The organism is Stappia stellulata DSM 5886, from assembly GCF_000423705.1.
Lineage (GTDB): Bacteria > Pseudomonadota > Alphaproteobacteria > Rhizobiales > Stappiaceae > Stappia > Stappia stellulata.
In genome coordinates, this window is sequence record NZ_KE384082.1 from 31,471 (window position 1) to 52,498 (window position 21,028).

The 21,028-nt window shown below is 66.3% G+C and carries 21 protein-coding genes and 1 tRNA gene; 14 read left to right on the forward strand and 8 right to left on the reverse strand.

Annotated features, from left to right (window positions below; translation table 11 throughout):
• Positions 1-28 precede the first annotated feature (28 nt).
• Positions 29-871: a serine O-acetyltransferase gene (gene cysE / locus G572_RS0112425; protein WP_029058761.1), complete on the reverse strand. Its 843-nt coding sequence runs from the start codon at positions 869-871 to the stop codon at positions 29-31.
• A gap of 229 nt (positions 872-1,100) precedes the next feature.
• Here cysE and G572_RS0112430 point away from each other — a divergent pair, with 229 nt between their 5' ends.
• Positions 1,101-1,931 (forward strand): enoyl-CoA hydratase, encoded by an 831-nt coding sequence (locus G572_RS0112430; protein WP_245566213.1) that lies wholly within the window; start codon positions 1,101-1,103, stop codon positions 1,929-1,931.
• A 429-nt stretch (positions 1,932-2,360) separates the two neighbouring features.
• Here the strand turns inward: G572_RS0112430 and G572_RS0112435 are convergent, their stop codons facing one another.
• Positions 2,361-3,233 carry an alpha/beta fold hydrolase gene (locus G572_RS0112435; RefSeq protein WP_029058763.1) on the reverse strand — a complete coding sequence of 291 codons (873 nt, stop codon included), beginning with the start codon at positions 3,231-3,233 and terminating at the stop codon, positions 2,361-2,363.
• On the reverse strand, positions 3,230-3,997 hold the full coding sequence (locus tag G572_RS0112440; RefSeq protein ID WP_029058764.1) for an alpha/beta fold hydrolase: 768 nt from the start codon (positions 3,995-3,997) through the stop codon (positions 3,230-3,232). Before G572_RS0112440 ends, G572_RS0112435 begins: the two co-directional genes overlap by 4 nt.
• Before the next feature lie 235 nt (positions 3,998-4,232).
• Here G572_RS0112440 and G572_RS0112445 point away from each other — a divergent pair, with 235 nt between their 5' ends.
• From G572_RS0112445 to G572_RS0112470, 6 genes are all read left to right on the forward strand, one after another.
• A complete protein-coding gene (locus G572_RS0112445; protein ID WP_029058765.1) occupies positions 4,233-4,484 on the forward strand; it encodes a zinc-finger domain-containing protein in 252 nt (83 codons plus the stop codon).
• Between the two features lie 74 nt (positions 4,485-4,558).
• A complete protein-coding gene (locus tag G572_RS0112450) occupies positions 4,559-5,755 on the forward strand; it encodes an FAD-dependent monooxygenase (RefSeq protein ID WP_029058766.1) in 1,197 nt (398 codons plus the stop codon).
• Positions 5,756-5,796: 41 nt separating this feature from the next.
• A complete protein-coding gene (locus tag G572_RS0112455; protein ID WP_029058767.1) occupies positions 5,797-6,543 on the forward strand; it encodes a competence/damage-inducible protein A in 747 nt (248 codons plus the stop codon).
• Positions 6,544-6,574: 31 nt separating this feature from the next.
• Complete coding sequence (gene gpt / locus G572_RS0112460) at positions 6,575-7,084, forward strand: xanthine phosphoribosyltransferase (protein ID WP_029058768.1); 510 nt, start codon at positions 6,575-6,577, stop codon at positions 7,082-7,084.
• A gap of 116 nt (positions 7,085-7,200) precedes the next feature.
• Complete coding sequence (locus G572_RS0112465) at positions 7,201-7,572, forward strand: hypothetical protein (RefSeq protein WP_156884594.1); 372 nt, start codon at positions 7,201-7,203, stop codon at positions 7,570-7,572.
• An 85-nt stretch (positions 7,573-7,657) separates the two neighbouring features.
• Positions 7,658-8,365 (forward strand): L,D-transpeptidase, encoded by a 708-nt coding sequence (locus G572_RS0112470; protein ID WP_029058770.1) that lies wholly within the window; start codon positions 7,658-7,660, stop codon positions 8,363-8,365.
• A 13-nt stretch (positions 8,366-8,378) separates the two neighbouring features.
• Here the strand turns inward: G572_RS0112470 and sfsA are convergent, their stop codons facing one another.
• The 3 genes from sfsA to G572_RS0112485 form a co-directional block, all read right to left on the reverse strand.
• Complete coding sequence (sfsA, locus tag G572_RS0112475; RefSeq protein WP_029058771.1) at positions 8,379-9,083, reverse strand: DNA/RNA nuclease SfsA; 705 nt, start codon at positions 9,081-9,083, stop codon at positions 8,379-8,381.
• 25 nt (positions 9,084-9,108) lie between these two features.
• The gene (locus G572_RS0112480) at positions 9,109-10,554 is read right to left on the reverse strand and encodes a TrkH family potassium uptake protein (RefSeq protein ID WP_029058772.1); all 1,446 of its coding nucleotides are present in this window, start codon (positions 10,552-10,554) and stop codon (positions 9,109-9,111) included.
• A 106-nt stretch (positions 10,555-10,660) separates the two neighbouring features.
• Positions 10,661-10,745: transfer RNA gene (locus G572_RS0112485), tRNA-Leu, on the reverse strand.
• A 265-nt stretch (positions 10,746-11,010) separates the two neighbouring features.
• Here G572_RS0112485 and map point away from each other — a divergent pair.
• From map to G572_RS23670, 7 genes are all read left to right on the forward strand, one after another.
• Entirely contained in the window at positions 11,011-11,844 is an 834-nt protein-coding gene (gene map, locus G572_RS0112490) for a type I methionyl aminopeptidase (protein ID WP_029058773.1), read from the forward strand.
• Between the two features lie 21 nt (positions 11,845-11,865).
• Positions 11,866-12,579, forward strand: coding sequence for a RadC family protein (gene radC / locus G572_RS0112495; RefSeq protein WP_029058774.1), 714 nt, complete (start codon positions 11,866-11,868; stop codon positions 12,577-12,579).
• A gap of 89 nt (positions 12,580-12,668) precedes the next feature.
• Positions 12,669-13,232, forward strand: a complete 564-nt coding sequence (locus G572_RS0112500; RefSeq protein WP_051242290.1) for a glutathione peroxidase — start codon at positions 12,669-12,671, stop codon at positions 13,230-13,232.
• Complete coding sequence (locus tag G572_RS23660) at positions 13,229-13,621, forward strand: thiol-disulfide oxidoreductase DCC family protein (RefSeq protein WP_037546803.1); 393 nt, start codon at positions 13,229-13,231, stop codon at positions 13,619-13,621. Before G572_RS0112500 ends, G572_RS23660 begins: the two co-directional genes overlap by 4 nt.
• 45 nt (positions 13,622-13,666) lie before the next feature.
• The gene (locus G572_RS25950; RefSeq protein WP_208979105.1) at positions 13,667-13,825 is read left to right on the forward strand and encodes a DUF2256 domain-containing protein; all 159 of its coding nucleotides are present in this window, start codon (positions 13,667-13,669) and stop codon (positions 13,823-13,825) included.
• Positions 13,826-13,998: 173 nt separating this feature from the next.
• Positions 13,999-16,260, forward strand: coding sequence for a bifunctional diguanylate cyclase/phosphodiesterase (locus tag G572_RS23665; RefSeq protein ID WP_037546805.1), 2,262 nt, complete (start codon positions 13,999-14,001; stop codon positions 16,258-16,260).
• 140 nt (positions 16,261-16,400) lie between these two features.
• The gene (locus tag G572_RS23670) at positions 16,401-17,183 is read left to right on the forward strand and encodes a glycosyltransferase family 32 protein (protein ID WP_169391313.1); all 783 of its coding nucleotides are present in this window, start codon (positions 16,401-16,403) and stop codon (positions 17,181-17,183) included.
• Here the strand turns inward: G572_RS23670 and meaB are convergent.
• Both meaB and ppdK read right to left on the reverse strand, forming a co-directional pair.
• Positions 17,167-18,123: a methylmalonyl Co-A mutase-associated GTPase MeaB gene (meaB, locus tag G572_RS0112525; protein ID WP_029058776.1), complete on the reverse strand. Its 957-nt coding sequence runs from the start codon at positions 18,121-18,123 to the stop codon at positions 17,167-17,169. The two genes, G572_RS23670 and meaB, sit on opposite strands and share 17 nt — an antisense overlap.
• Positions 18,120-20,810 (reverse strand): pyruvate, phosphate dikinase, encoded by a 2,691-nt coding sequence (gene ppdK / locus G572_RS0112530; RefSeq protein ID WP_037546807.1) that lies wholly within the window; start codon positions 20,808-20,810, stop codon positions 18,120-18,122. Before ppdK ends, meaB begins: the two co-directional genes overlap by 4 nt.
• Positions 20,811-21,028: the final 218 nt, after the last annotated feature.

The following is a 21,028-nucleotide window of genomic DNA, read 5'->3' on the forward strand; positions in this document are numbered from 1 at the left end:
GCGACGTTGGATGCGCGAAAGCCGCCCCTCACCCGTCGGTGGCGGCGCCCGCCTCCGATACGATGAGCTGGTCCATCGTGCGCGACGGCTCGCTGCAGCCGGCCTCGCCGACGACCCGCGCCGGCACGCCGGCGACCGTGGAGTTGGCCGGAACGTCGCTCAGGACCACCGAGCCTGACGCGACCTTGGAGCAATGGCCGATCTCGATATTGCCGAGCACCTTGGCACCGGCCCCGATCAGCACGCCGTGGCGGATCTTGGGATGACGGTCGCCCTCTTCCTTGCCCGTGCCGCCGAGCGTCACATTCTGCAGGATCGAGACATTGTCCTCGATTTGCGCCGTCGCCCCGATGACGATGCCGGTGGCATGGTCCATGAACACGCCATTGCCGACGGGCACGGCCGGGTGGATGTCGACCTGGAAGATCTCGGAATTGCGGCTTTGCAGATAGAGCGCGAAATCCTTGCGCCCGCGCCGCCACAGCCAGTTCGCCAGCCGGTGTGTCTGGAGCGCGTGAAACCCCTTGAAGTAGAGCAGCGGCTCCAGGAAACGCGTGCAGGCCGGATCGCGATCGTAGACCGCAACGAGGTCGACGCGGAACGTGTCGCCAAGCGCGGAGCTGTCGGCGAGCGCCTCCAGATAGGTCTGGCGGATCAGCGAGGGCGACACCACGACATGACCGAGCCGGTCGGCGAGACGGTGCACCACGGCCTCTTCGAGGCGGTCGTGATTGAGGACCGTTTCATAGGCGAAGGAGGCGAGCGCCGGCTCGCAGCGCACCATCGCCTCCGCCTCCTCGCGCAGTCTCTCCCACACGGGATCGTGGCGCGGCAGGCCCGCCGCTTCGGATACTTGCTGGGATTGCGGCATGTCCGCCTCCTGTGCTGGTGCGGTTTCGCCACCGGCCCGGCCGGCAAGCGCGCACGCATGCAGTCTTCACTTGTCGAAATCATATAGTGATTGCGCGGGGGATGGCCATAGCCAAGCAACCGCCTCGCGATTTCTGGCGAGATCGCCGCACGCAGGCCCGCGCGGATCATTGGACATTCCCGCAGGGCCCTGTCAAAACGCGCTGGAACGAGGGGGAGATCTGATCGGCATGACGGATGACAGCACGATGCAGGCAACCGACCACGGCGCTTCGGACGCCGCGCGCATCGAAACCTTCGTCGACGGCGCGGTCGGCTGGCTGAGCGTCCACAACCCGGCCCGGCGCAATGCCGTCACGCTGGAAATGTGGCGCGCGCTTCCCGGCGCCGTTGCCGCCCTTGCCGCGACGCCGGGCCTGCGTTGCGTGGTCCTGCGCGGCGCCGGAGACGCGACCTTCGTCGCCGGGGCGGATATTTCCGAGTTCGCAACACTGCGCAAGGACGCCCGCTCCGCGCAGGCCTACGAGGCGAGCAATGTCGCCGCCTTCGATGCGCTGCGCGACTGCCCCTTGCCGACGGTTGCCATGGTGCGCGGCTTTTGTCTTGGCGGCGGGCTCGGCCTGGCTGCGGCCTGCGACCTGCGCATTGCCGACGAGACGGCGCAATTCGGCATCCCCGCGGCCCGTCTGGGCATTGCCTATCCGCCGTCGGCCATCGCCGATATCGTGCGCCTCGTCGGGCCGTCGTGCGCCAAGACGATGTTCTTCACAGCCCGGCGGCTCGACGCTGCGCAGGCCCGCGAGGCGGGACTGGTGGACATGCTCGTCCCGCCCGCCGACCTCGATACCGCGACCCGCGACCTTGCCGGCACGGTCGCCCTCGGCGCCCCGCTGACGCTCGCCGCCGCGAAGGCCGCAATCGACGCCGTGGCCGGCGGAATGTCCCCGCAGGATCTTGCGGCCTGCGAGCAGCTCGCCAATGCCTGTTTCGACAGCGCCGATTTCGCCGAAGGCCGCAGCGCCTTTCTGGAAAAGCGCACGCCGAATTTCACCGGAAACTGACGGCCGGCTGCAGACTCACTTTGTTAACCGATTCCGCGCAGCCTCATGGATGCGCCGGGGACCGAGCCGGCATGCGACCACCCGGGTTGACGTGCCCGTGCAGGACTGATTCCTTGCCCGTGGCTTGAGGGATGATTCTCTTTTCGAGGGGCTTCACGCGATGGATGAAGCAGACCCTCCAGCACGAAACCCCGCAAGGCGACTTACTGTGCAAAAACAGGAAGATATCAGATCTTCCTGAAGCGATGACTCATAGTCTTATAGCTCTGAATTAACATTCGCTTAACCATACAATTCATTGTTTTTACAAAACGAATTAAAAAAGACACCGACAGACCCCTCCCCCACGACGACAGGCGTCGCGGCGACGTATCCACAGCCGGAGCGGTTCGGGGGATAGCGGGGACAAGACTGGCGGCAAGACGCCGGTCAGGCGGCTTTCAGACGGTCGAGAAAGGACACCACGGCCCCGGCGAACGCATCGTTGCGGTCCCCGGCAACCATATGGCCGGCGCCCTTCACGTCGGCATATTGCGCATGGGGAACCAGCGTCATGAACTCCTCGACATGCGCATCGGTGACGAGCTCCGAACGCGTGCCGCGCACCAGCAGCACGGGGATGGTCAGCGCACGTGCCGCCGCCATCAGCCCTGCCTCGATGTGATGCGGCTCGTCCGCCTCGCCGTTGTCCCGCTGCTCGATGAAGCGCGGATCCCAATGCCAGCGATAGCGGCCGTCGGAATGCCGGCGCAGGTTCTTGGAAAGCCCGTCGAGCGATTTCGGTCGCGAACGATGCGGCAGGTAGCTGGCGATGGCGTCCGCTGCCTCCTCGACGTTGGCGAACCCGTCGTGCATCCGCTCGGCCATGAAGGAGACGATCTTGTTGATCCCCGTGGGATCCATCCGCGGCGTGATGTCGACAAGCACCAGCGCCGACAAGGTGCCGGGCTTCAGCGCCCCTTCTGCCAACAGCGATGCGATCCCTCCGAGCGAGGCGCCGATGGCGATCGGTCGGCTGCCGGCCTCATCGGCGAACCGGTCTGCCACCGCCACGACATCGCGTCCGAATTCCTCGAACCGGTAACCGCCCCCCTCGACCCAGTCGCTGTCGCCATGGCCGCGCTGGTCGACGCTCCACGCCTGCAACCCGCCGCTGGCAAGCCGGGCTCCGGTCGCGTCCCAGGCGTGACGGGTCTGTCCGCCGCCGTGAAACAGAAGCGCGGGGCGACCGGTGTCGCCATACACATCCGCGATGAGCCTGTTGCCGTCGGCACCGGAAAGTTCGATCTGGCGCGCGCTCATGCCCCATCCACCCGCGCGACCGATTCCAGAAAGGCGAGCACGCCCGCCTTGTAGGCCTTGTCGCCGACGGCGACCATGTGATCGCGGTTGGGAATGTCGAGCACCTCGGCATGCGGCATCAGTCGCGCGAGGTCGGCGGCGGAGCCGGCAATCTCGTCCCGCGTTCCCACGGCGACCAGCACCGGCTGCGCGATCCTGGCGACCTCGTCCTGCGAGATCCTCTGGCGCGAGGAGCGCATGCAGGCGGCCAGCGCCTTGCGATCCGATTTGGTCTGGTCGGCAAAGGCGCGAAACGCCCGTCCGTTGCGGTCTTTCACATCGGAGAGCTTGTCCGCCTCCAGCGCGCTGGCGATGGGCTCGGGATTGCCGATCCCCGTGATCATTCCGTAGCCCAGCCCGCCGAAGATCGCGCTGCGCACGAGATCGGGATGGTTCAAGGTGAGAAAGGCGGTGATCCGCGCGCCCATCGAATAGCCCATCACGTCCACGCCGGTCAGACCCAGATGCTCCAGAAGCCGCCTTGCGTCTTCAGCCATTGCCGGCGCGCCGTAGTCGTCGGGATCGTGACTGCCGTCGCTTTCGCCATGGCCGCGGTTGTCGATGGCAATCACCCGGCGTCCGGCCTTGACCAGCATCTCCACCCAGCCGGGATAGACCCAGTTTACCGATTTGTTCGAGGCAAACCCGTGGATCAGCAAAATGGGCTCTCCCTCGCCCTCGTCCAGATAAGCAAGCCGGAGCCCTGCGGAGTCGAAATGCGGCATGATGATATTACCTTGACGTAAACGTAAAAACACGAGCCGCTAAGATAGAGGCACAAGACGGGGATGAAAACCCCGCGCCCGCCGGCAGGACTTCCGCAACACCGGCCCGGCCCGGCCCTGGCGGCGCACCAGCGTCTGCGGCGCACGCATTTCCCGCCCGCGCCCCCTGTTCAAGCGCGCAGTTCCTGCGTATGGTCCGCGCACTTGGCAACCACAAGAACGACGGATGGTCACGATGGCGGATGGTGTCGTCCCCCACTTTCAAAACGACACCGGTCTCGAGCGGATCGAGATCGGCGCGAAGGAATTCAAGTGCATTGGCGCCAAGCCGCCTTTCGATCACCCGCATGTCTATCTCGACATGGGCGGCGACAGCGAAATCGTGTGTCCCTATTGCTCGACGCTCTATCGCCACAACCCGGCGCTTGAACCGTCGCAGGCCGACCCTGCCGACTGCGTCTGGTCCGCCGCTCCCGTCACCGTTTGAACCGACGCTCATCGCGATGAGCCGTCGACGGTCACGCCATGCGGCCGGCGACCGCCCCTGAAGACACAGCGCCAATGGCCTCCACCCCGCAGGATACCCTTTTCATTGCCGGCGCAGGGATCGGCGGACTGACGGCAGCGATTGCCCTGTCGCGTCGCGCCCGTCCGGTCACGGTGCTTGAAGCAGCCCCCGCGCTGGACCCGATCGGGTCCGGCCTGCAACTGTCGCCGAACGCCCTTCATGTCCTGCGCGGGCTCGGGCTGGAGGAGGCGGTTCGTCGCGAGGCCGTCGCGCCCGATGCGATCCGTGTGATGTCGGCGCGCAACGGCAAGCCGATTGCCGAAATCCCGCTCGGGCCGGCTGCTGAGGCGCGTTACGGCGCGCCCTATCTCGTGATCCACCGGGGCGATCTTCAGCATGTCCTTGTTGATGCTGCCAGAGCCTCCGCCGGGATCGATCTGCGACTTGGCACCCGCGTGCGCGATGCCCGCCAGAACGCCGATGCGGTACAGGTCGAGATCGAGACCGCAACGGGCAACGACCACCTGAGCGGCGGCGCGCTCGTCGGCGCCGACGGTGTGTGGTCGAACGTTCGCCGCCGCGTCATGGGCCTGCGCCAGGCCGTCTTCAGCGGCCGCACGGCCTACCGCGCCGTGATTCCCATCGAACGGGTGCCGGCAAAATGGCGCAGCGCGACCGGCCTGTGGCTCGGCCCCCGCGCGCATGTCGTGCATTACCCGGTATCCGGTGGCAAGCAGTTCAACATCGTCGCGCTCGTCGCCGAGGACTGGCAGGAGGAAAGCTGGTCCACGCCGGCCGACACGTCCGCCCTGCTCGCGCGGTTCGGAGCCTGGCCGGGCGAATGCCGCGACCTGCTCTCCCTGCCCGACACATATCTCAAGTGGGCGCTATGCGGCATGGACCCGGGAACGAGCTGGGTGAACGGCCGTTTCGCGCTTCTGGGCGATGCGGCGCACGCCATGCTTCCCTTCGCCGCGCAAGGGGCCGGCATGTCGATCGAGGATGCCGACGCGCTCGCGCGTGCCATCGACACGACCGACCGTCTGCCGGATGCGCTGTCGCGCTATCAGGCCGAACGACAGGACCGGGCAGAGAGCGTTCTGCGCCTCGCCAGAGCCAACGACCGCGTCTATCACATGTCCGCTCCGATGGCGCTCGCACGCGACGCCGTCATGAAGGGTCTTGGCGGAGAGCGGCTTCTCGCGCGCCTCGATTGGCTGTATGGATGGCGCCCGCCCGAAGGCCGGTGAGGCCTCGGCAGGCATTGCGCGCAAACCGAAAAGGCAAGGCTATGACAACGCAGGCGACCGGTGACATCGTGACGGCCGGGTTTGTCGTCATCGGCGACGAGATCCTGTCAGGCCGCACCAAGGACAAGAACATCGGCTATCTGGCCGAATTCCTGACCGCCATCGGCGTGGACCTCTCCGAGGTTCGCATCGTGCCGGACGTCGAGGAGCGGATCGTCGAGGCGGTCAACGCCCTGCGCGAGCGCTACACCTATGTCTTCACCTCCGGCGGCATCGGCCCGACCCACGACGACATCACCGCGGATGCCATCGCGAAGGCCTTTGGCGTATCCGCCGATCACGATCCGCGCGCCGTGGAAATCCTCACCGCTTTCTACCCGCAAGGCCAGCTCACCGATGCGCGGCTGCGCATGGCGCGCATCCCTCAAGGCGCCGACCTGATCGAGAATGCCGTTTCCAGGGCTCCCGGCTTTCGCATCGGCAATGTGCATGTCATGGCCGGCGTGCCGGCGGTCATGCAGGCGATGCTGGACGCCATTGCCCCCACCTTGAAGACGGGCAAGAAGATGCATTCCACCGCGATCGACGCGGATGTGCCGGAAAGCCGGATCGCCGCCGCGCTCGGCGCGATCCAGGACGCCCATGCCGGCGTCATGATCGGCTCCTACCCGCGCTCCAACGACGGACGTTTCTCGACCCAGATCGTTGTGCGCTCGCGCGACGTCGAAGCCATGACCGCGGCAGCCGACGCGATTCGCGCCGCGGTCGCCGACCAGATTACCGCCTGACACCCCGTCTTTCGAACAGGACACGACCCCGATGGAAAACCCGCAACAGCCGAAAGCCTTTCCCGTTTCCTGGGACCAGTTCCACCGCGACAGCCGCGCCCTTGCGTGGCGCCTGTCGGGACAGGGAACGTGGGAAGCCATCGTCTGCATCACCCGGGGCGGCCTCGTGCCCGCCGCCATCGTCGCACGTGAACTCGGCATCCGCATGATCGAGACCGTCTGCATCGCCTCCTATCACGACTACGAGGAACAGGGCGACCTGCAGATCATCAAGACGGTCGGCGAAAGCGTCGTCAACCTGAACGGCGGCCAGGGCGCAAGCGTCCTCGTCATCGACGACCTCGTCGACACCGGCAAGACGGCGCGGGTTGTGCGCGACATGCTGCCGGACGCGCATTTCGCCACCGTTTATGCCAAGCCGATGGGACGGCCGCTGGTCGACACCTTCGTGACCGAGGTCTCACAGGACACCTGGATCTATTTTCCCTGGGACATGGGCTGGCAGTTCCAGCCGCCAATCGCGAAGAGCACGCAGAGCTGACGCCGGCGTTCACATTGCGCCCCCCGGCCTTGCACAGGGTGCATGGCAGCCGCGCCCTCTCAAAAAAGTGAGTGCATGTCCATATTTCGGCGCATTTTCCAGCGCTATAACGACGCATGAGTTCAATTCGTCACAGCGCCCGGCGCGCACTCGTCCTCGCTTTGCTGTTGCTGGCGTCGCTCCACATCGACGTCGCGACGCCGCGCGCAATGACGGCACCGAGCGTCGGGGCGACCGAGGGCGACACCCTGGTCTCCGCCTCCAGGAGCACGGTAACGACGGGAACCGCTGCGATCGCGGCCGCCGATGCCGCGGCCGACGCGACCTCTGGCCGGGACTGCGGGCGGGCGGGCTCCTGTGTCGTCTACACCGTTCCCTTCGCTCCCCTTCTGGGCGGCCCCGCGGGCCATCCGGAACGGCATTTGCCCAGCGTCTGGCGCGCACCGGCGCCGGTTGCGATGGGACAGCAGACGCCGCCTCCGCGCTGAAGGCGCCCGACACCACCGGCCATAGATCTTCCGCCGCCGCGCGACACGCCGGCAGCAGTGCTTTTCTCATGACATGCGACACACAATGACACACTCCGTTGCCAACACGACCACCCTCACGCGCCGCGCCCTGATCACCGGGGCCGCGGGCCTGGCCCTTGCAGGCTGCACGACCGGAACAGCCCGGCGCCCGGCGCCGGGAACCGCCCCGGTCGCCGGACGGCCCGCGATCGACCCCTACTACCGGGCGATGTATGCGGCGATGCCTCAGGAAAAATTCCCGATTCCCGCCGTCGACCTGCGCAAGCTCGACCCCGTCTACTTCCGTCAGGTCGTGGACTATCCCACGCAGGAACGCCCCGGAACGCTGGTCGTCGACACCCCGAACCGGTTTCTCTATCTGGTGATGGAAAACGGGCAGGCATTGCGCTACGGCGTCGGCATCGGCCGGGCCGGCTTCTCCTGGGGCGGGCGCGCGCGCATCGCCTACAAGCGGGCGTGGCCGACCTGGACGCCGCCGGCGGAAATGATCGAGCGCCAGCCGGAGCTGGAGAAATACCGCAACGGCATGGAGCCGGGCCTGCAGAACCCGCTCGGCGCCCGCGCGCTCTACATCTTCGAGGGCGGTCGCGACACGATCTACCGCGTGCATGGCACGATGGAGGTCTGGTCCATCGGCAAGGCGGTCTCGTCGGGCTGCGTGCGCCTGCTCAACCAGGACATCATCGACCTGGCGGCGCGGGTGCCCAACAACGCGCCCATCATCGTGCAGCAGGGTGCCGGCGTCGCGTAGCCGCGGCCGCGTCTCACGGATCGAGGACAACCAGGCGATCGGCTGCAATTTCCGTCACGCTGACAGAGCAGCCGATGGCATAGGCCTCCACGCCCGCCGCCCGCGCGGCATCGAAGGCGGCCGCATAGGCGGGATCGATGTCGCGTGCCAGGGACAACCTCGCGCAATCGCCGCGCTGCACCAGATAGACCATCGCGGCCCGCGCCCCGGCAGCCACCATATCCGACATCTCCACCAGATGCTTCGCGCCGCGTGCGGTCACCGAATCGGGAAATTCCGCAAGACCGGCGCTGCGCATCAGATGCACATTCTTGACCTCGACGTAGGTCAGCGTAGCGTCCTCCGCCGCCAACAGGATGTCGATGCGCGAATTCCGCCCGTATTTCACCTCACGGCGCAGGCCAATGAAACCGGAAAGCTCCGGGATCAGCCCCGCCCGCAGCGCATCTTCCACCAGCGCGTTGGGATGTGCGGTGTTGATGCCGACCAGCGTTCCGTCCGCCTCCACGATCTCCCAGGAATACCGCAGCTTGCGCTTCGGGTTGTCCGACAGCGAGAGATAAACGCGCGCGCCCTCCTCCTTCAGACCCAGCATCGCGCCGGGATTGGCGCAATGGGCCGTGACCGTCTCGCCGGTCCCGTCGAGCACCACATCGGCGAGGAAGCGCTTGTAGCGGCGCTTGAGCCGTCCGGACAGCAAGGGAGAGGAAAAGCGCAAGACCGGAGCTCCCGGAACAAAAGTCTCAGCGCGACCAGAAATCCGGATCGAGCAGGACGAGGACGGTGAAAAGCTCCAGGCGTCCCATAAGCATGGCGAAGGACAGGATCCACTTGGCGCCATCGGGAAGCGGGGCGAAGTTGCCGGTCGGCCCGATGATGGGGCCGAGCCCCGGGCCGACGTTGCCAACCGCGGTCGCGGCGGCCGACAGCGCCGTCACGAGGTCGAGGTCGAAGCCGGCAAGCGCCAGGGTCAGCACGCCGACCGTGCCCATGTAGACCACCAGGAAAGCCAGGACGGAGAAGGAGAGTTCGGTCGTCAGCCGCGCCTTGCCGTAGGATTCCGGCAGCACGCGGTTGGGGCGCACCATGCGCCTGAGATGCGCGCGCACGGTGCCGAAAAACACCAGAAAGCGGAAGATCTTGATGCCGCCCGTGGTCGAGCCGGTGCAGCCGCCGACGAATTTCAGCAAGAGCACCAGCACCACGACCGGCGCCCCCCAGGTGGTATAGTCGCCGAAGGCATAGCCCGTTCCGGTCACGACCGAGATCATGTTGAAGGCCGACATGCGCAACGCATCGCCGAAGGGGACACGGTGCTGCAGGCCGAGATAGACCGTCACCGCCAGCGAAACGAGCACGACGAATCCGAAGAAGGCACGCACCTGCGGATCACGCCACAGCGCGAGCGGCTCGCCACGCAAGGCCTGGATCAGCAGCACGAAGGGCAGCGACCCGATCAGCATGAACACGATGGCGACCCAGGCCGTCGACGGATTGGTGAAATAGCTGAAGGACACGTCGTGGGTGGAATAGCCACCGGTGGCGATGGTCGTGAAGGCATGGTTGACCGCATCGAACACGCTCATCCCGGAGACCCAATAGGCCAGCGCGCAGAGCAGCGTCAGGAACAGATAGGAAAAGCCGATCAGACGCACCAGCTCGATCGAGCGGGCGACGATCTTCTCGCTGCGGTCGGAGCTTTCCGTCTGGAAAAGCTGCATGCCGCCGATCTTGAGGAACGGCAGCAACACGATGGCCATGACGATGATGCCGACGCCGCCCATCCACTGCATCAGCGAGCGCCACACCAGAAGGCCCGGCGGCAGGCCGTCGAGACCAGACAGGACGGTGGACCCCGTGGTGGTGAAGCCGGACACGGCCTCGAACACGGCATCGGCATAGCCGATGCCCAGCCACAGGAAGGGCAACGCCCCGAAGGCCGGCAGCGACATCCAGGCGAGCGTCGTCAGCACGAAGGTCTGACGCATGTTCAGCCCCTCGCTGAGCGAACCGCCGACCGCGACCGACAGGAGCAGCCCGGTCAGCCCGGTGACCAGCGCCGACATGACGAAGGCCTGCCAGTCGGCATTGCGCGCGGCCACATCCACCATCGCCGGGATCAGCATGGCGGTGGCAAGGCCCACATAGAGGAAGCCGAGAACGTTGAGAACAGGGCGCAGCGAGATCACGTGTCGGGCGTCTTTCGTCGTCTACGGTCCATCTGGCGTCTTGCACCGCACCTGCCGCGCCGCATCCGCCATACGCCGTTTGCCGGCAATTGCGATCAGGTCAAACTGGTGCGGACGGCGGGACTCGAACCCGCATGGCCGGGGCCGAGGGATTTTAAGTCCCTTGTGTCTACCAATTCCACCACGTCCGCGCATGTTCTGGGTACCCGCCCGCGCGCGGGCGCGCAAGAGGCATCGGCCCGAGCCGGCCTCCGCGCGAACGCAACCGGCCCGGGCGCCGGATTTCCGGCTGCGCGGCGGAATGCGCATTGCACCCGTGGTCCGCGCGTTTTATGGCTATAAGTCAGTTCAGGACACGCACGGACACCCGGTGCGGCCCGATCGACGCGCGCGACCCCGCGCGTCGGATCGCAATCCATGGCCCGCCGGGTGGCCTCTCATGCAGACGGAAATCCGATGGTCACATACATCGACGCCGAAACGGCTCCCCTCAAGAACACCGGACAGATCCGGCTCTACGGCCCGAAGGACTTCGAGGCAATGCACCGCGCCGGCCAGCTGACGGCCCGCTGTCTCGATGCGCTTGCCGCACGGATCAGGCCCGGCACGACGACGCAGGAGATCGACGACTTCGTTTTTGCCTTCGGCGAGGAACACAACGCGATCCCCGCGACGCTGAACTATCGCGGCTACACGAAGTCGAGCTGCACCTCGATCAATCACGTCGTCTGTCACGGCATTCCCAACGAGAAGCCCTTGAAGGACGGCGACATCGTCAACATCGACGTCACCTTCATTCTCGACGGCTGGCACGGCGATTCCAGCCGCATGTACACGGTCGGGCGTCCGAAACGCGCGGCCGAGCGCCTGATCGAGGTCACCTACGAGTCGCTGCTGCGCGGCATCGAGGCCGCCCGCCCGGGCAACACCACCGGCGATATCGGCGCGGCGATCCAGTCCTATGTCGAAGCCGAGCGCTGTTCGGTCGTGCGCGATTTCTGCGGCCATGGCGTCGGACGACTGTTTCACGACATGCCCAACATCCTGCACTACGGCCGGCCCGGCGAGGGCATCGAGCTGAGGCCGGGGATGATCTTCACCATCGAACCGATGGTCAATCTGGGCCGCCCGCACGTGAAGGTCCTGTCGGATGGCTGGACCGCCGTGACCCGCGACCGCTCGCTGACGGCGCAATTCGAACATTCGGTCGGCATCACCGAAACCGGCTGCGAAATCTTCACGCTGTCGCCAGCCGGGCTCGACAATCCCGCCGCGCACGCCCCCTCCTGACGGTGCGAGAGGGGCGCGCGGATGAGCCAGGACAGCAACGGGTTTTCCGACGCCGGGTCCGCCCCGCATTTCCACGGGCATCGCGACCGGCTCCGCAAGCGCTTCCGCGACGGCGGCCATGAAACGCTCCAGGATTACGAGCTCCTGGAACTGCTGCTGTTTTCCCCGATCAAGCGGGCCGACACCAAGCCCATCGCCAAGGCGCTGATCGCCCGCTTCGGTTCCTTCGCGGAGGTGCTGGCCGCGCCGCCGGCGCGACTCAAGGAAGTGCGGGGCGTCGGCGACCGCGTTGTCGTCGAGTTGAAACTCGCCCATGCGGTCGCGCAACGTTTCCTGCGCGGCCAGGTTCAGGGCAAACAGGTCCTCTCCTCCTGGTCCGCCGTGCTGGATTATGTCCGCAGCGCCATGGCCTTTTCGGACCGCGAGGAGTTCCGCATTCTCTTCCTCGACAAGAAGAACGCGCTGATTGCCGACGAGGTGCAACAGCGCGGCACCGTCGATCACACGCCGGTCTACCCGCGCGAAGTGATGAAGCGGGCGCTGGAGCTTTCCGCAAGCGCCATCGTTCTCGTTCACAATCACCCGTCCGGCGATCCGACACCCTCGCGCGCGGATATCCAGATGACCAACCAGATCGCCGAGATCGCCAGGCCGCTCGGCATCGCGCTTCACGATCACATCATCGTCGGACGCGACGGCCACGTCAGTTTTCGCGGGCTTCAGCTCATCACCTGAGACCCGGGCGCGGCATTTCCCCCGCCGCGCCGGTCGATCCATTCCTGACCCGAGCGCGTAAAGCCTCTCGAAACACCGAGGAGGCGAACATGTTCTCACGCGTTGTTCTGGCACTGATGCTCGCCGCGACGACCGCGCCGGCCGCAGTCGCAAGCGACACGACCACGGCACACGACTTCACCCTGACGGCCATCGACGGCTCCCCGATGCCGCTTTCCGCCTTCAAGGGGAAAACGGTGCTGGTGGTGAACACGGCCTCGCGCTGCAGCTTCACAAAACAGTATGCCCCCTTGCAGGCGCTCTACGAGGCGCACCGCGACGAGGGTCTTGTCGTGATCGGCGTTCCGTCCAACGATTTCGGCGGCCAGGAACCGGGCACCGAAGCCGACATCGAGGATTTTACCCAGTCGGCCTACCGGGTCGACTTTCCCCTGACAAACAAGACCGCCGTGGTCGGCGACAATGCGTCGCCGTTTTACAAATGGGCGAGCGAGCAGGCGGGGCCGCTCGGCAAGCCGCGCTGGAATTTCCACAAATACCTGATCGGGCCCGACGGCAGGCTGATCGACTGGTACACGCCGATGACCGCACCCGGTTCGCCGAAGTTGCGCGACGCGATCGTGCGAAGCCTGGCCGGTAGCGGGGCGTCGTGACGAACACCCCCGCCATCACCGTCTTTCACGATGGCGACTGCCCGGTCTGTCGCGCCGAAATCCGCTTTTACGCACGCATCGACAAGACACAGGCCATCGACTGGCGAGACATTACCCGCCTCGCCGACGACGCGCTCCCGACCGGCAAGACCCGCAGCGCGCTTCTCGGTCGCTTCCATGTCCGCGACCGGGACGGCGAATGGCACATCGGCGTCGATGCCTTCGCCCGGATCTGGCAGGTGCTGCCGGGTTTTCGCCATGTCGCCTGGATCTTTTCCGTTCCCGGTATCCGGCAGCTTGCCGAAGCCGGCTATCGCGGCTTTCTGGGCTGGCAGCAGCGTCACCGCCGCGCGCGGCAGGCCGCCGGCAAAGCCTCGCATGCACCGTGAACGGCGGGCGCCGGCATTGACGAAACCGTCCGTCCGGCCATGAAGATGCGCAAGAAATGCGACCTTCCGCGAAAGCTGTGCGCGGGATGCGGCCGTCCCTTTGCATGGCGGCGCAAATGGGCCGCGATCTGGGCCGACGTGAAATTCTGCTCGCGGCGCTGTCGCGCGGCGCGGACAATCCCCTCCCGCTACGAGCGCCCCTGATCTGCTGTAGAGGAACGTCGTGTGCATCCTCAGGCTGCACGCCCACATCCTTAAGATGTGGGATGTTGCGAATCACCCGAGATCGTCCACAATCGTTAATCCGCTTTAACTACGCTTCGATGCTATTTATTAAACGGAACATGCGACCGTTGTGCGCTCCCAACGAGGCGTAAATGGCAATCAACAAAACGGACAACGGCGCAAGACTGGCAAACGCAATCCTGTTCCCCGTGGTGGGACTGGTTTTGCTTGCGGTCGCGTTTTCCGTCGCCCTGATCGCCTACACGTCCCGCTCCGCGGATGACGCCGCGATGGAAAGCGAGCGCCGGCTCTTGCGCGGCAGCACGCAACTCCAGCTTGAACTTCTGGCAAAGGAGCAGGAAGGCGCGGCCGTCTGGGATCTGGCCGACTACTACACGCGTCCCGTCAGCGTCAGCACCCAATGGCTCGATGCCAACATGGGCCACTGGCTCTATGCCAATCACGGCCACGACCAGATTGTCATTGTCGGCCAAGACGGCAATCCGATCTACAATGCGTTGCGCGGCCAGCAGATCGATCCGGGCGAGAGCCGCCCGCTGCTCTCCGGCATCTGGCCGCTCATCGCCCGCACCCGGGCGAAATTCATCACCCGCTTCAGGTCGCTTCCCTCGGGGCTCTTCGTGATCGAACGCCCGCTCAACGGCTTCACGCGATCCATTCACGAAACCGGGTTTGCGCTTCACGAAGGCGAGCTCGCCTTCGTCTCCGTCACCGCCATTTCCCCGGAACTCAAACAGTTCGTCGCGAAGCGGCGGCCGCCGGCCGTTCTCGTCAGCGTGAAAAAGCTGCAAGGCGCGCGCCTGTCCGCCCTGGGAACCCGCTCCGGCGTCAACGGGCTGAACGCAACCCCGGGGACCGACCAGCCGAAGGAGACGGCGACCTTCGACGTTCGTTCGCCGCTCGGCATGCCGATCGGCTATCTGACCTGGACGGCGAACACCCCGGGGTCGAAGATCCTGTCCGGGGTCGGTCCTGTGCTGCTGTTCCTGGCGGTGACGATCGCCGGCCTGACCGGCGTTGTGCTGTTCTACACCCGCCAGAACACCCGCCGCCTCGCCGAAAGCGAGGCCCGCGCCCAGCACGCCGCCCTGCACGACAGCCTCACCGGGCTGGCCAACCGCGACTTCTTCGCCGACCGCTTTCGCGAGGAACTGGCCGGCTGGAGTGCCGAGAAGGGGCTGGTCGGCGTCATCTACATCGATCTCGACCACTTCAAGGACATCAACGACACCCTGGGCCATGCGGCGGGCGACGAGGTGATCCGGGAAGCGGCGCGCCGCCTGCGCGTGCTCGCGCCCGACGAAGCGACCCTTGCCCGCATCAGCGGCGACGAATTCGCGTTGCTGCTTCCCGGTTATGCGTCGCGCGCGTCGATCGAGCACATCCTGCGCCGCATCCAGGACCGTTTCTCGGTTCCGATGTACATCAGCGGAACCCATCTGCACGTCAGCCTCAGCGTCGGCGCGGCGCTCGCTCCCGACGACAGCCTGTCGATGGGCGAACTTCTGCGCAAGGCGGACATCGCGCTCTATTCGGCGAAAGGTGCCGGACGCGGCCGCTGGGCATTCTTCGACGTCAGCATGGAAGAGCATGTCCGCACGCGCGAGAACCTTGCACACGCGCTGCGCGATGCCATCGGACAGGACCGGCTTCATGTCGTCTATCAGCCGCAAACGACCATCGATGGCGCGACGACGCTCTCGGTCGAGGCCCTGCTTCGCTGGACGGACCCGAAAATGGGCCCGGTCAGTCCGAGCGTCTTCGTCCCCATCGCGGAGGAAATCGGCCTGATCAACGAGCTCGGCCTCTATGTTCTGCGCAAGGCCTGCGAGGACGCAGCTGCCTGGCCGCATCTGGGCATCGCCGTCAACGTCTCGCCCAGCCAGTTCCGCCACCCGCGCTTCATCGACGACTTGCGCGACACGCTCGAGACCTGCAAGTTCGAACCGACCCGGCTGGAAATCGAGGTGACGGAAACGGTCTTCGCCGACAACGACAGCAACATCCTGTCGACGCTCAAGCAGGTTCAGGAAATGGGCGTGCGGGTCGCGCTCGACGACTTCGGCACCGGCTATTCCAGCCTGAGCTACCTGCGCCGCTTCCCCTTTGATACGCTGAAGATCGATCGCAGCTTCATCGCCGACCTCGAGGTCGCCCCCCACGCGCATTCGATCCTGTCGACGATCATCGACCTGGGCGATGCGCTCGGCATGAAGGTGGTCGCGGAAGGCATCGAGACACGTCAGCAGGCGGCAATCCTGCAGCGCACCAACTGCGACCGGCTGCAGGGCTTCTACCTGTCGCGCCCGGTGTCCCCGCAGGACGTTCCGGCGGCCGAAGCGCGCCTGGCCGCCGGCAAGGAACCATTGGCCGCGATCTCGCTCTCGGCCTAGAGAGGCACCCGCAAACAACGCGCTGCGGAAAACCGCTCCCGTGCCGGGCGGGCCGAGCGGTGTCCCCGATGCAAGGCACTTGCAACCGCCCCGCGCACACCCTAACGTCCGACAACCTCTTCATCGTCGGAATGCGCGCCGTGCCCGTCCCAAGAGTGCTTCACCAGACCATACGCTGCAGGTCTGCGCTCACCCCGGCGCTTCAACGCAACATCACGGCGCTGAAGGCGCTCAACCCCGGCTGGGAGCATCGCCTCTACGACGACGACGATGTGCGCGCCGCAATCCGGCGCGGCTGCGGCGCCGACCGGCTCGCGTTGTTCGACCGCATTCACGACGACTACGGCGCGGCGAAGGCCGATATCTTTCGCTACGTGCAGCTTTACGAATGCGGCGGCGTCTATCTCGACATCAAGGCGACCGCCCGCCGTCCCTTGCGGGAGATCGTCAGGGACGACGACGCTTTCCTGCTGGCGACATGGGAGGATACGCCCGGAACGCTCTATCGCGGCTGGGGGCGCTGGCCGCAATATGGCGTTGCGCGGGAATTCCAGCAATGGCACATCGTCTGCGCCCCGCGTCACCCCTATCTGAAAGCCGTGATCGACCGCGTCTGGCGAAACCTCGAGGCCTATTGTCCGCTTCGCGACGGCCGGGGGTTCGATACGACGATCGTGACCACCGGACCCGTTGCCTACACACGCGCGATCCAGGAGATCCGGTCACGCCATCCGCACCGGGTCGTCAATGCCGCTGCGCTCGGGCTCGTCTATTCGATTTTCGACACGGACGACAACGCGCGGGATGTTCCGGGCAGCAGCCGGTATCGCAACAGCCGCCACGCGTTGCTGCGCGGCTTCGGGCCGCCGGCCGTGATCACGGCCCGCGACGCGCTGTCGCGCGTGTTCAGCCGGGCGCGATAAGCCCGAGCCGGACACGCAGCGACCGGTCAAGCGCCGCAATGGCGGAAAACGGGCCATCGGCACCGGAAACCGCCGCCGCGACATCGCAGACGGAATGTCCGATCCGGCCGAAGCGGCGCAGGATGGCATCATCCACCCAATGACGCTCCTGCACGGCCCGACGGGCGTCCCCCCGGCCGCTGCTTCGTGCCGCGGCACCGAAGGTGTCACAGGCGCCGACGAGCGCCTCCAGACCCTCACCGCTGGTGGCGGAGACGGTCAAGACATCGGGAAGCCGGGCGCTGTCGGCGGGCCGCGCCAGCGACAGCGCGCCGGCGACATCGGCCTGGGCGCGGCGCGCCATCGCGCCCATGTCCGCCTTGGTGACGGCGACGAGATCAGGGAGTTCCATCACGCCGGCCTTCATGAACTGGAGGCTGTCGCCGGAACCTGGCTGGATGCACAGCACCAGCGTGTCGACGGCATGGGCGACATCGGATTCCGACTGGCCGATGCCCACCGATTCCACGATCACCCGGTCCATCACCGCACGCATCAGGACGACGGCTGCGATTGCATGGTCGGACAAGCCGCCCAGCCGGTCCCGCGCGGCCATGGAGCGCACGAAGATGCCGGGATCGCCGGGATCGGTGCTGAGCCGCGTGCGGTCGCCGAGGAGCGCGCCGCCGGTCACCTGGGACGAGGGATCGACGGCAAGGACGCCCACCGTCTCGCCCCGGGCCCGGTAGGCGCGGATCAAGGCATTGGTCAGCGTCGACTTGCCGACACCCGGCGGCCCGGTGAGCCCGAGAACCTGTGCCCGCCCGCTGCGGGTCGCAACGTCCAGGAAGCGGAGCAGGTCATCGCTGTCGGCATGCGTTTCGACCGCCGAAATCGCACGGGCAAGGGCGGCCTTGCCGCCCTCGCGCAGCTGCGACAGGCTGTCCGGCACGCGGGTCATGCAGCCGATGAACCCTCCGTCCGCGACGCCTTGAGCGCGGCCTGCGCGGCGGCAAGCCGTGCGATGGGCACACGGAACGGCGAACAGGACACATAATCGAGGCCGAGCTGCTCGCAGAAGGTGATTGAGGCCGGATCGCCGCCGTGTTCGCCGCAGATGCCGAGCTTGATGCCCGGCCGCACGGCGCGGCCGCGTTCCGCCCCGATGCTGACCAGCTCGCCGACACCGTCCTGGTCGAGCGTCACGAAGGGATCGCGTTCGATCAGTCCGAGCCGCTGATAGGTGCCGAGGAAGGAGGCCGCGTCGTCGCGCGAGATGCCGAAGGTCGTCTGCGTCAGGTCGTTGGTGCCAAAGGAGAAGAACTCCGCCGCCTCGGCAATGTCGCCGGCCCTGAGGGCCGCGCGCGGCAGTTCGATCATCGTGCCGACCTGATACTCGATGGTCACGCCGGTCTCGCCCGCGACCGCCTCGGCCATGGCGTCGATGCGCGCGCGAACCAGGTCCAGCTCAGCGCGCATGCCGACGAGCGGCACCATGATTTCCGGGGTGACCGGCGACCCGGTGGTCTTTCCGGCGGCAACCGCTCCCTCGAAGATGGCGCGCGCCTGCATTTCGGCGATTTCCGGATAGGTCACCAGCAGTCGGCAGCCGCGATGCCCGAGCATCGGATTGAACTCGTCCAGATCGAGCGCACGCTCGCGCAACCGCTCGACCGGCACGCCCATGACGCCGGCCACCTCGGCGATCTCCTCCTCGCTGTGGGGAAGGAATTCGTGCAGCGGCGGATCGAGCAGACGAATCGTGACGGGAAGGCCCTGCATGATCTCGAACAGCTCGGTGAAATCGCCGCGCTGCATCGGCAGGAGCTTGTCGAGCGCCTTGCGCCGTCCGGCTTCCGCCTCCGCCAGGATCATCTCGCGCACGGCAAGAATGCGCTCGCCCTCGAAAAACATGTGCTCGGTGCGGCACAGACCGATGCCCTGCGCGCCGAAACCGCGCGCGGCGCGCGCGTCCGCCGGAGTCTCGGCATTGGTGCGCACCTCCATGCGGCGATGTGCATCCGCCCATTCCATCAGCCGGGCGAACTCGCCCGACATTTCCGGCTGCAGCATGGCGACGTCGCCGACGAGAACCTGACCGCTCGTGCCGTCGATGGTGATGCGGTCGCCCTTGGCAAGCTTTCGGCCCGCGACCGTCAGCGTCCCGGATCGATAGTCGATCCTGAGCGATCCCGCGCCCGACACGCAAGGCTTGCCCATGCCGCGCGCCACGACCGCCGCATGGCTGGTCATGCCGCCGCGCGTGGTCAGGATGCCTTCGGCCGCATGCATGCCGTGAATGTCTTCCGGGCTGGTTTCCACCCGCACGAGAATGACAGGACGCCCCGCGCCCTTGGCTTCCTCCGCCTCGTCGGAGGAAAACACGATGTCGCCCGACGCCGCGCCCGGCGAGGCCGGAAGCCCGGTCGCGACGATATCGCGTTCCGCCTTCGGATCGATCATCGGATGCAAAAGCTGGTCGAGCGCCGCCGGATCGACACGCATCACGGCTTCCTCGGTGGTGATCAGCCCCTCGTCGGCCATGTCGACCGCGATCTTGAGCGCGGCTTTCGCCGTGCGCTTGCCGGCACGGGTCTGCAGCATCCACAGCCGCCCGCGCTCGATGGTGAACTCCAGGTCCTGCATGTCGCGATAGTGGCCTTCCAGCCGGTCGCAGATATCGACGAACTGCGCGAAAGCCTCCGGCATGGCGCGTTCCAGCGACATCGCTTCCGAGGCTGCGGCGATGCGCGCGGCTTCCGTCAGGTCCTGCGGCGTGCGGATGCCTGCCACCACGTCTTCACCCTGGGCATTGATCAGGAACTCGCCGTAAAGCGCCTTCTCGCCGGTCGAGGGATTGCGGGTAAAGGCCACGCCCGTTGCCGAGGTGGTCCCCATGTTGCCGAAGACCATGGCCTGGACATTGACCGCCGTGCCCCAGGTGTTGGGAATGTCGTGCAAGCGCCGGTACGTGATCGCGCGGGCGCTTTCCCAGGAGCGGAAGACGGCACTGATCGCGCCCCAGAGCTGCTCGTGCGGGTCTTGCGGGAACGGGCGCTCCAGTTCCTCCTGAACGAGCGCCTTGAACCGGTCGATGACGACCTGCCAGTCGTCGGCCGTCAGATCGGTGTCGAGATCGTAGGCCTTGGCGTTCTTGAACTCTTCCAGGATTTCCTCGAAGGCATGATGGTCGAGCCCCATCACCACATCGGAATACATCTGGATAAAACGGCGGTAGCTGTCATAGGCGAAACGCGGATCGCCGGAGGCCTCGGCAAGGGCCGGGACGGTTGCGTCGTTGAGGCCGAGGTTGAGAACCGTGTCCATCATTCCCGGCATCGACACACGCGCCCCCGAGCGCACGGACACAAGCAGCGGATTGCGGCTGTCGCCAAAGCGCTTGCCGGTGATGCGGCCGACCTCCTCGAGCGCCGCGTCCACCTGGGCGCGCACCCCGTCCGGGAAATTGTGACCCTGCGCCTCGAAATGGGTACAGACTTCGGTGGTGATCGTGAAACCGGGAGGCACCGGAAGGCCGAGATTGCTCATCTCCGCGAGATTCGCCCCCTTGCCCCCCAAAAGGTTCTTCATTCCGGCGGCCCCTTCGGCCTTGCCGTCGCCGAAACCGTAGACCCATTTGGTCGTCATCGCGCGCAGTTCCCTCTGTTGCCGGCACGCCCGCGAACCGTCAGCCGGACGCGGCGCCCGTCCCTACCGGACGCTTCCCACTTAAATGATGCAGTGCACGAAACAAAGGGGTTTTGGCAAGTCCGCCGGCGCTATCTCGTTGCCCTCGCGCCCCGACGCACCATATCTCGCGACAGTCGCAGGCCGCGAAGACCGCCCGTAGCGTCCGGCTTGCGACA

Excerpts from the sequence above, each read along its gene's own strand:
- map (WP_029058773.1), top strand. The coding sequence starts at position 11,011 with ATGGTCACATACATCGACGCCGAAACGGCTCCCCTCAAGAACACCGGA.
- G572_RS0112455 (WP_029058767.1), top strand. The coding sequence starts at position 5,797 with ATGACAACGCAGGCGACCGGTGACATCGTGACGGCCGGGTTTGTCGTC.
- G572_RS0112430 (WP_245566213.1), top strand. The coding sequence starts at position 1,101 with ATGACGGATGACAGCACGATGCAGGCAACCGACCACGGCGCTTCGGAC.
- ppdK (WP_037546807.1), bottom strand. The coding sequence starts at position 20,810 with ATGACGACCAAATGGGTCTACGGTTTCGGCGACGGCAAGGCCGAAGGG.
- G572_RS0112435 (WP_029058763.1), bottom strand. The coding sequence starts at position 3,233 with ATGAGCGCGCGCCAGATCGAACTTTCCGGTGCCGACGGCAACAGGCTC.
- G572_RS0112440 (WP_029058764.1), bottom strand. The coding sequence starts at position 3,997 with ATGCCGCATTTCGACTCCGCAGGGCTCCGGCTTGCTTATCTGGACGAG.
- G572_RS0112500 (WP_051242290.1), top strand. The coding sequence starts at position 12,669 with ATGTTCTCACGCGTTGTTCTGGCACTGATGCTCGCCGCGACGACCGCG.
- gpt (WP_029058768.1), top strand. The coding sequence starts at position 6,575 with ATGGAAAACCCGCAACAGCCGAAAGCCTTTCCCGTTTCCTGGGACCAG.
- cysE (WP_029058761.1), bottom strand. The coding sequence starts at position 871 with ATGCCGCAATCCCAGCAAGTATCCGAAGCGGCGGGCCTGCCGCGCCAC.
- G572_RS23665 (WP_037546805.1), top strand. The coding sequence starts at position 13,999 with ATGGCAATCAACAAAACGGACAACGGCGCAAGACTGGCAAACGCAATC.
- G572_RS0112470 (WP_029058770.1), top strand. The coding sequence starts at position 7,658 with ATGACACACTCCGTTGCCAACACGACCACCCTCACGCGCCGCGCCCTG.
- G572_RS0112450 (WP_029058766.1), top strand. The coding sequence starts at position 4,559 with ATGGCCTCCACCCCGCAGGATACCCTTTTCATTGCCGGCGCAGGGATC.
- meaB (WP_029058776.1), bottom strand. The coding sequence starts at position 18,123 with ATGACCCGCGTGCCGGACAGCCTGTCGCAGCTGCGCGAGGGCGGCAAG.
- G572_RS25950 (WP_208979105.1), top strand. The coding sequence starts at position 13,667 with ATGCGCAAGAAATGCGACCTTCCGCGAAAGCTGTGCGCGGGATGCGGC.
- G572_RS0112465 (WP_156884594.1), top strand. The coding sequence starts at position 7,201 with ATGAGTTCAATTCGTCACAGCGCCCGGCGCGCACTCGTCCTCGCTTTG.
- G572_RS0112445 (WP_029058765.1), top strand. The coding sequence starts at position 4,233 with ATGGCGGATGGTGTCGTCCCCCACTTTCAAAACGACACCGGTCTCGAG.
- radC (WP_029058774.1), top strand. The coding sequence starts at position 11,866 with ATGAGCCAGGACAGCAACGGGTTTTCCGACGCCGGGTCCGCCCCGCAT.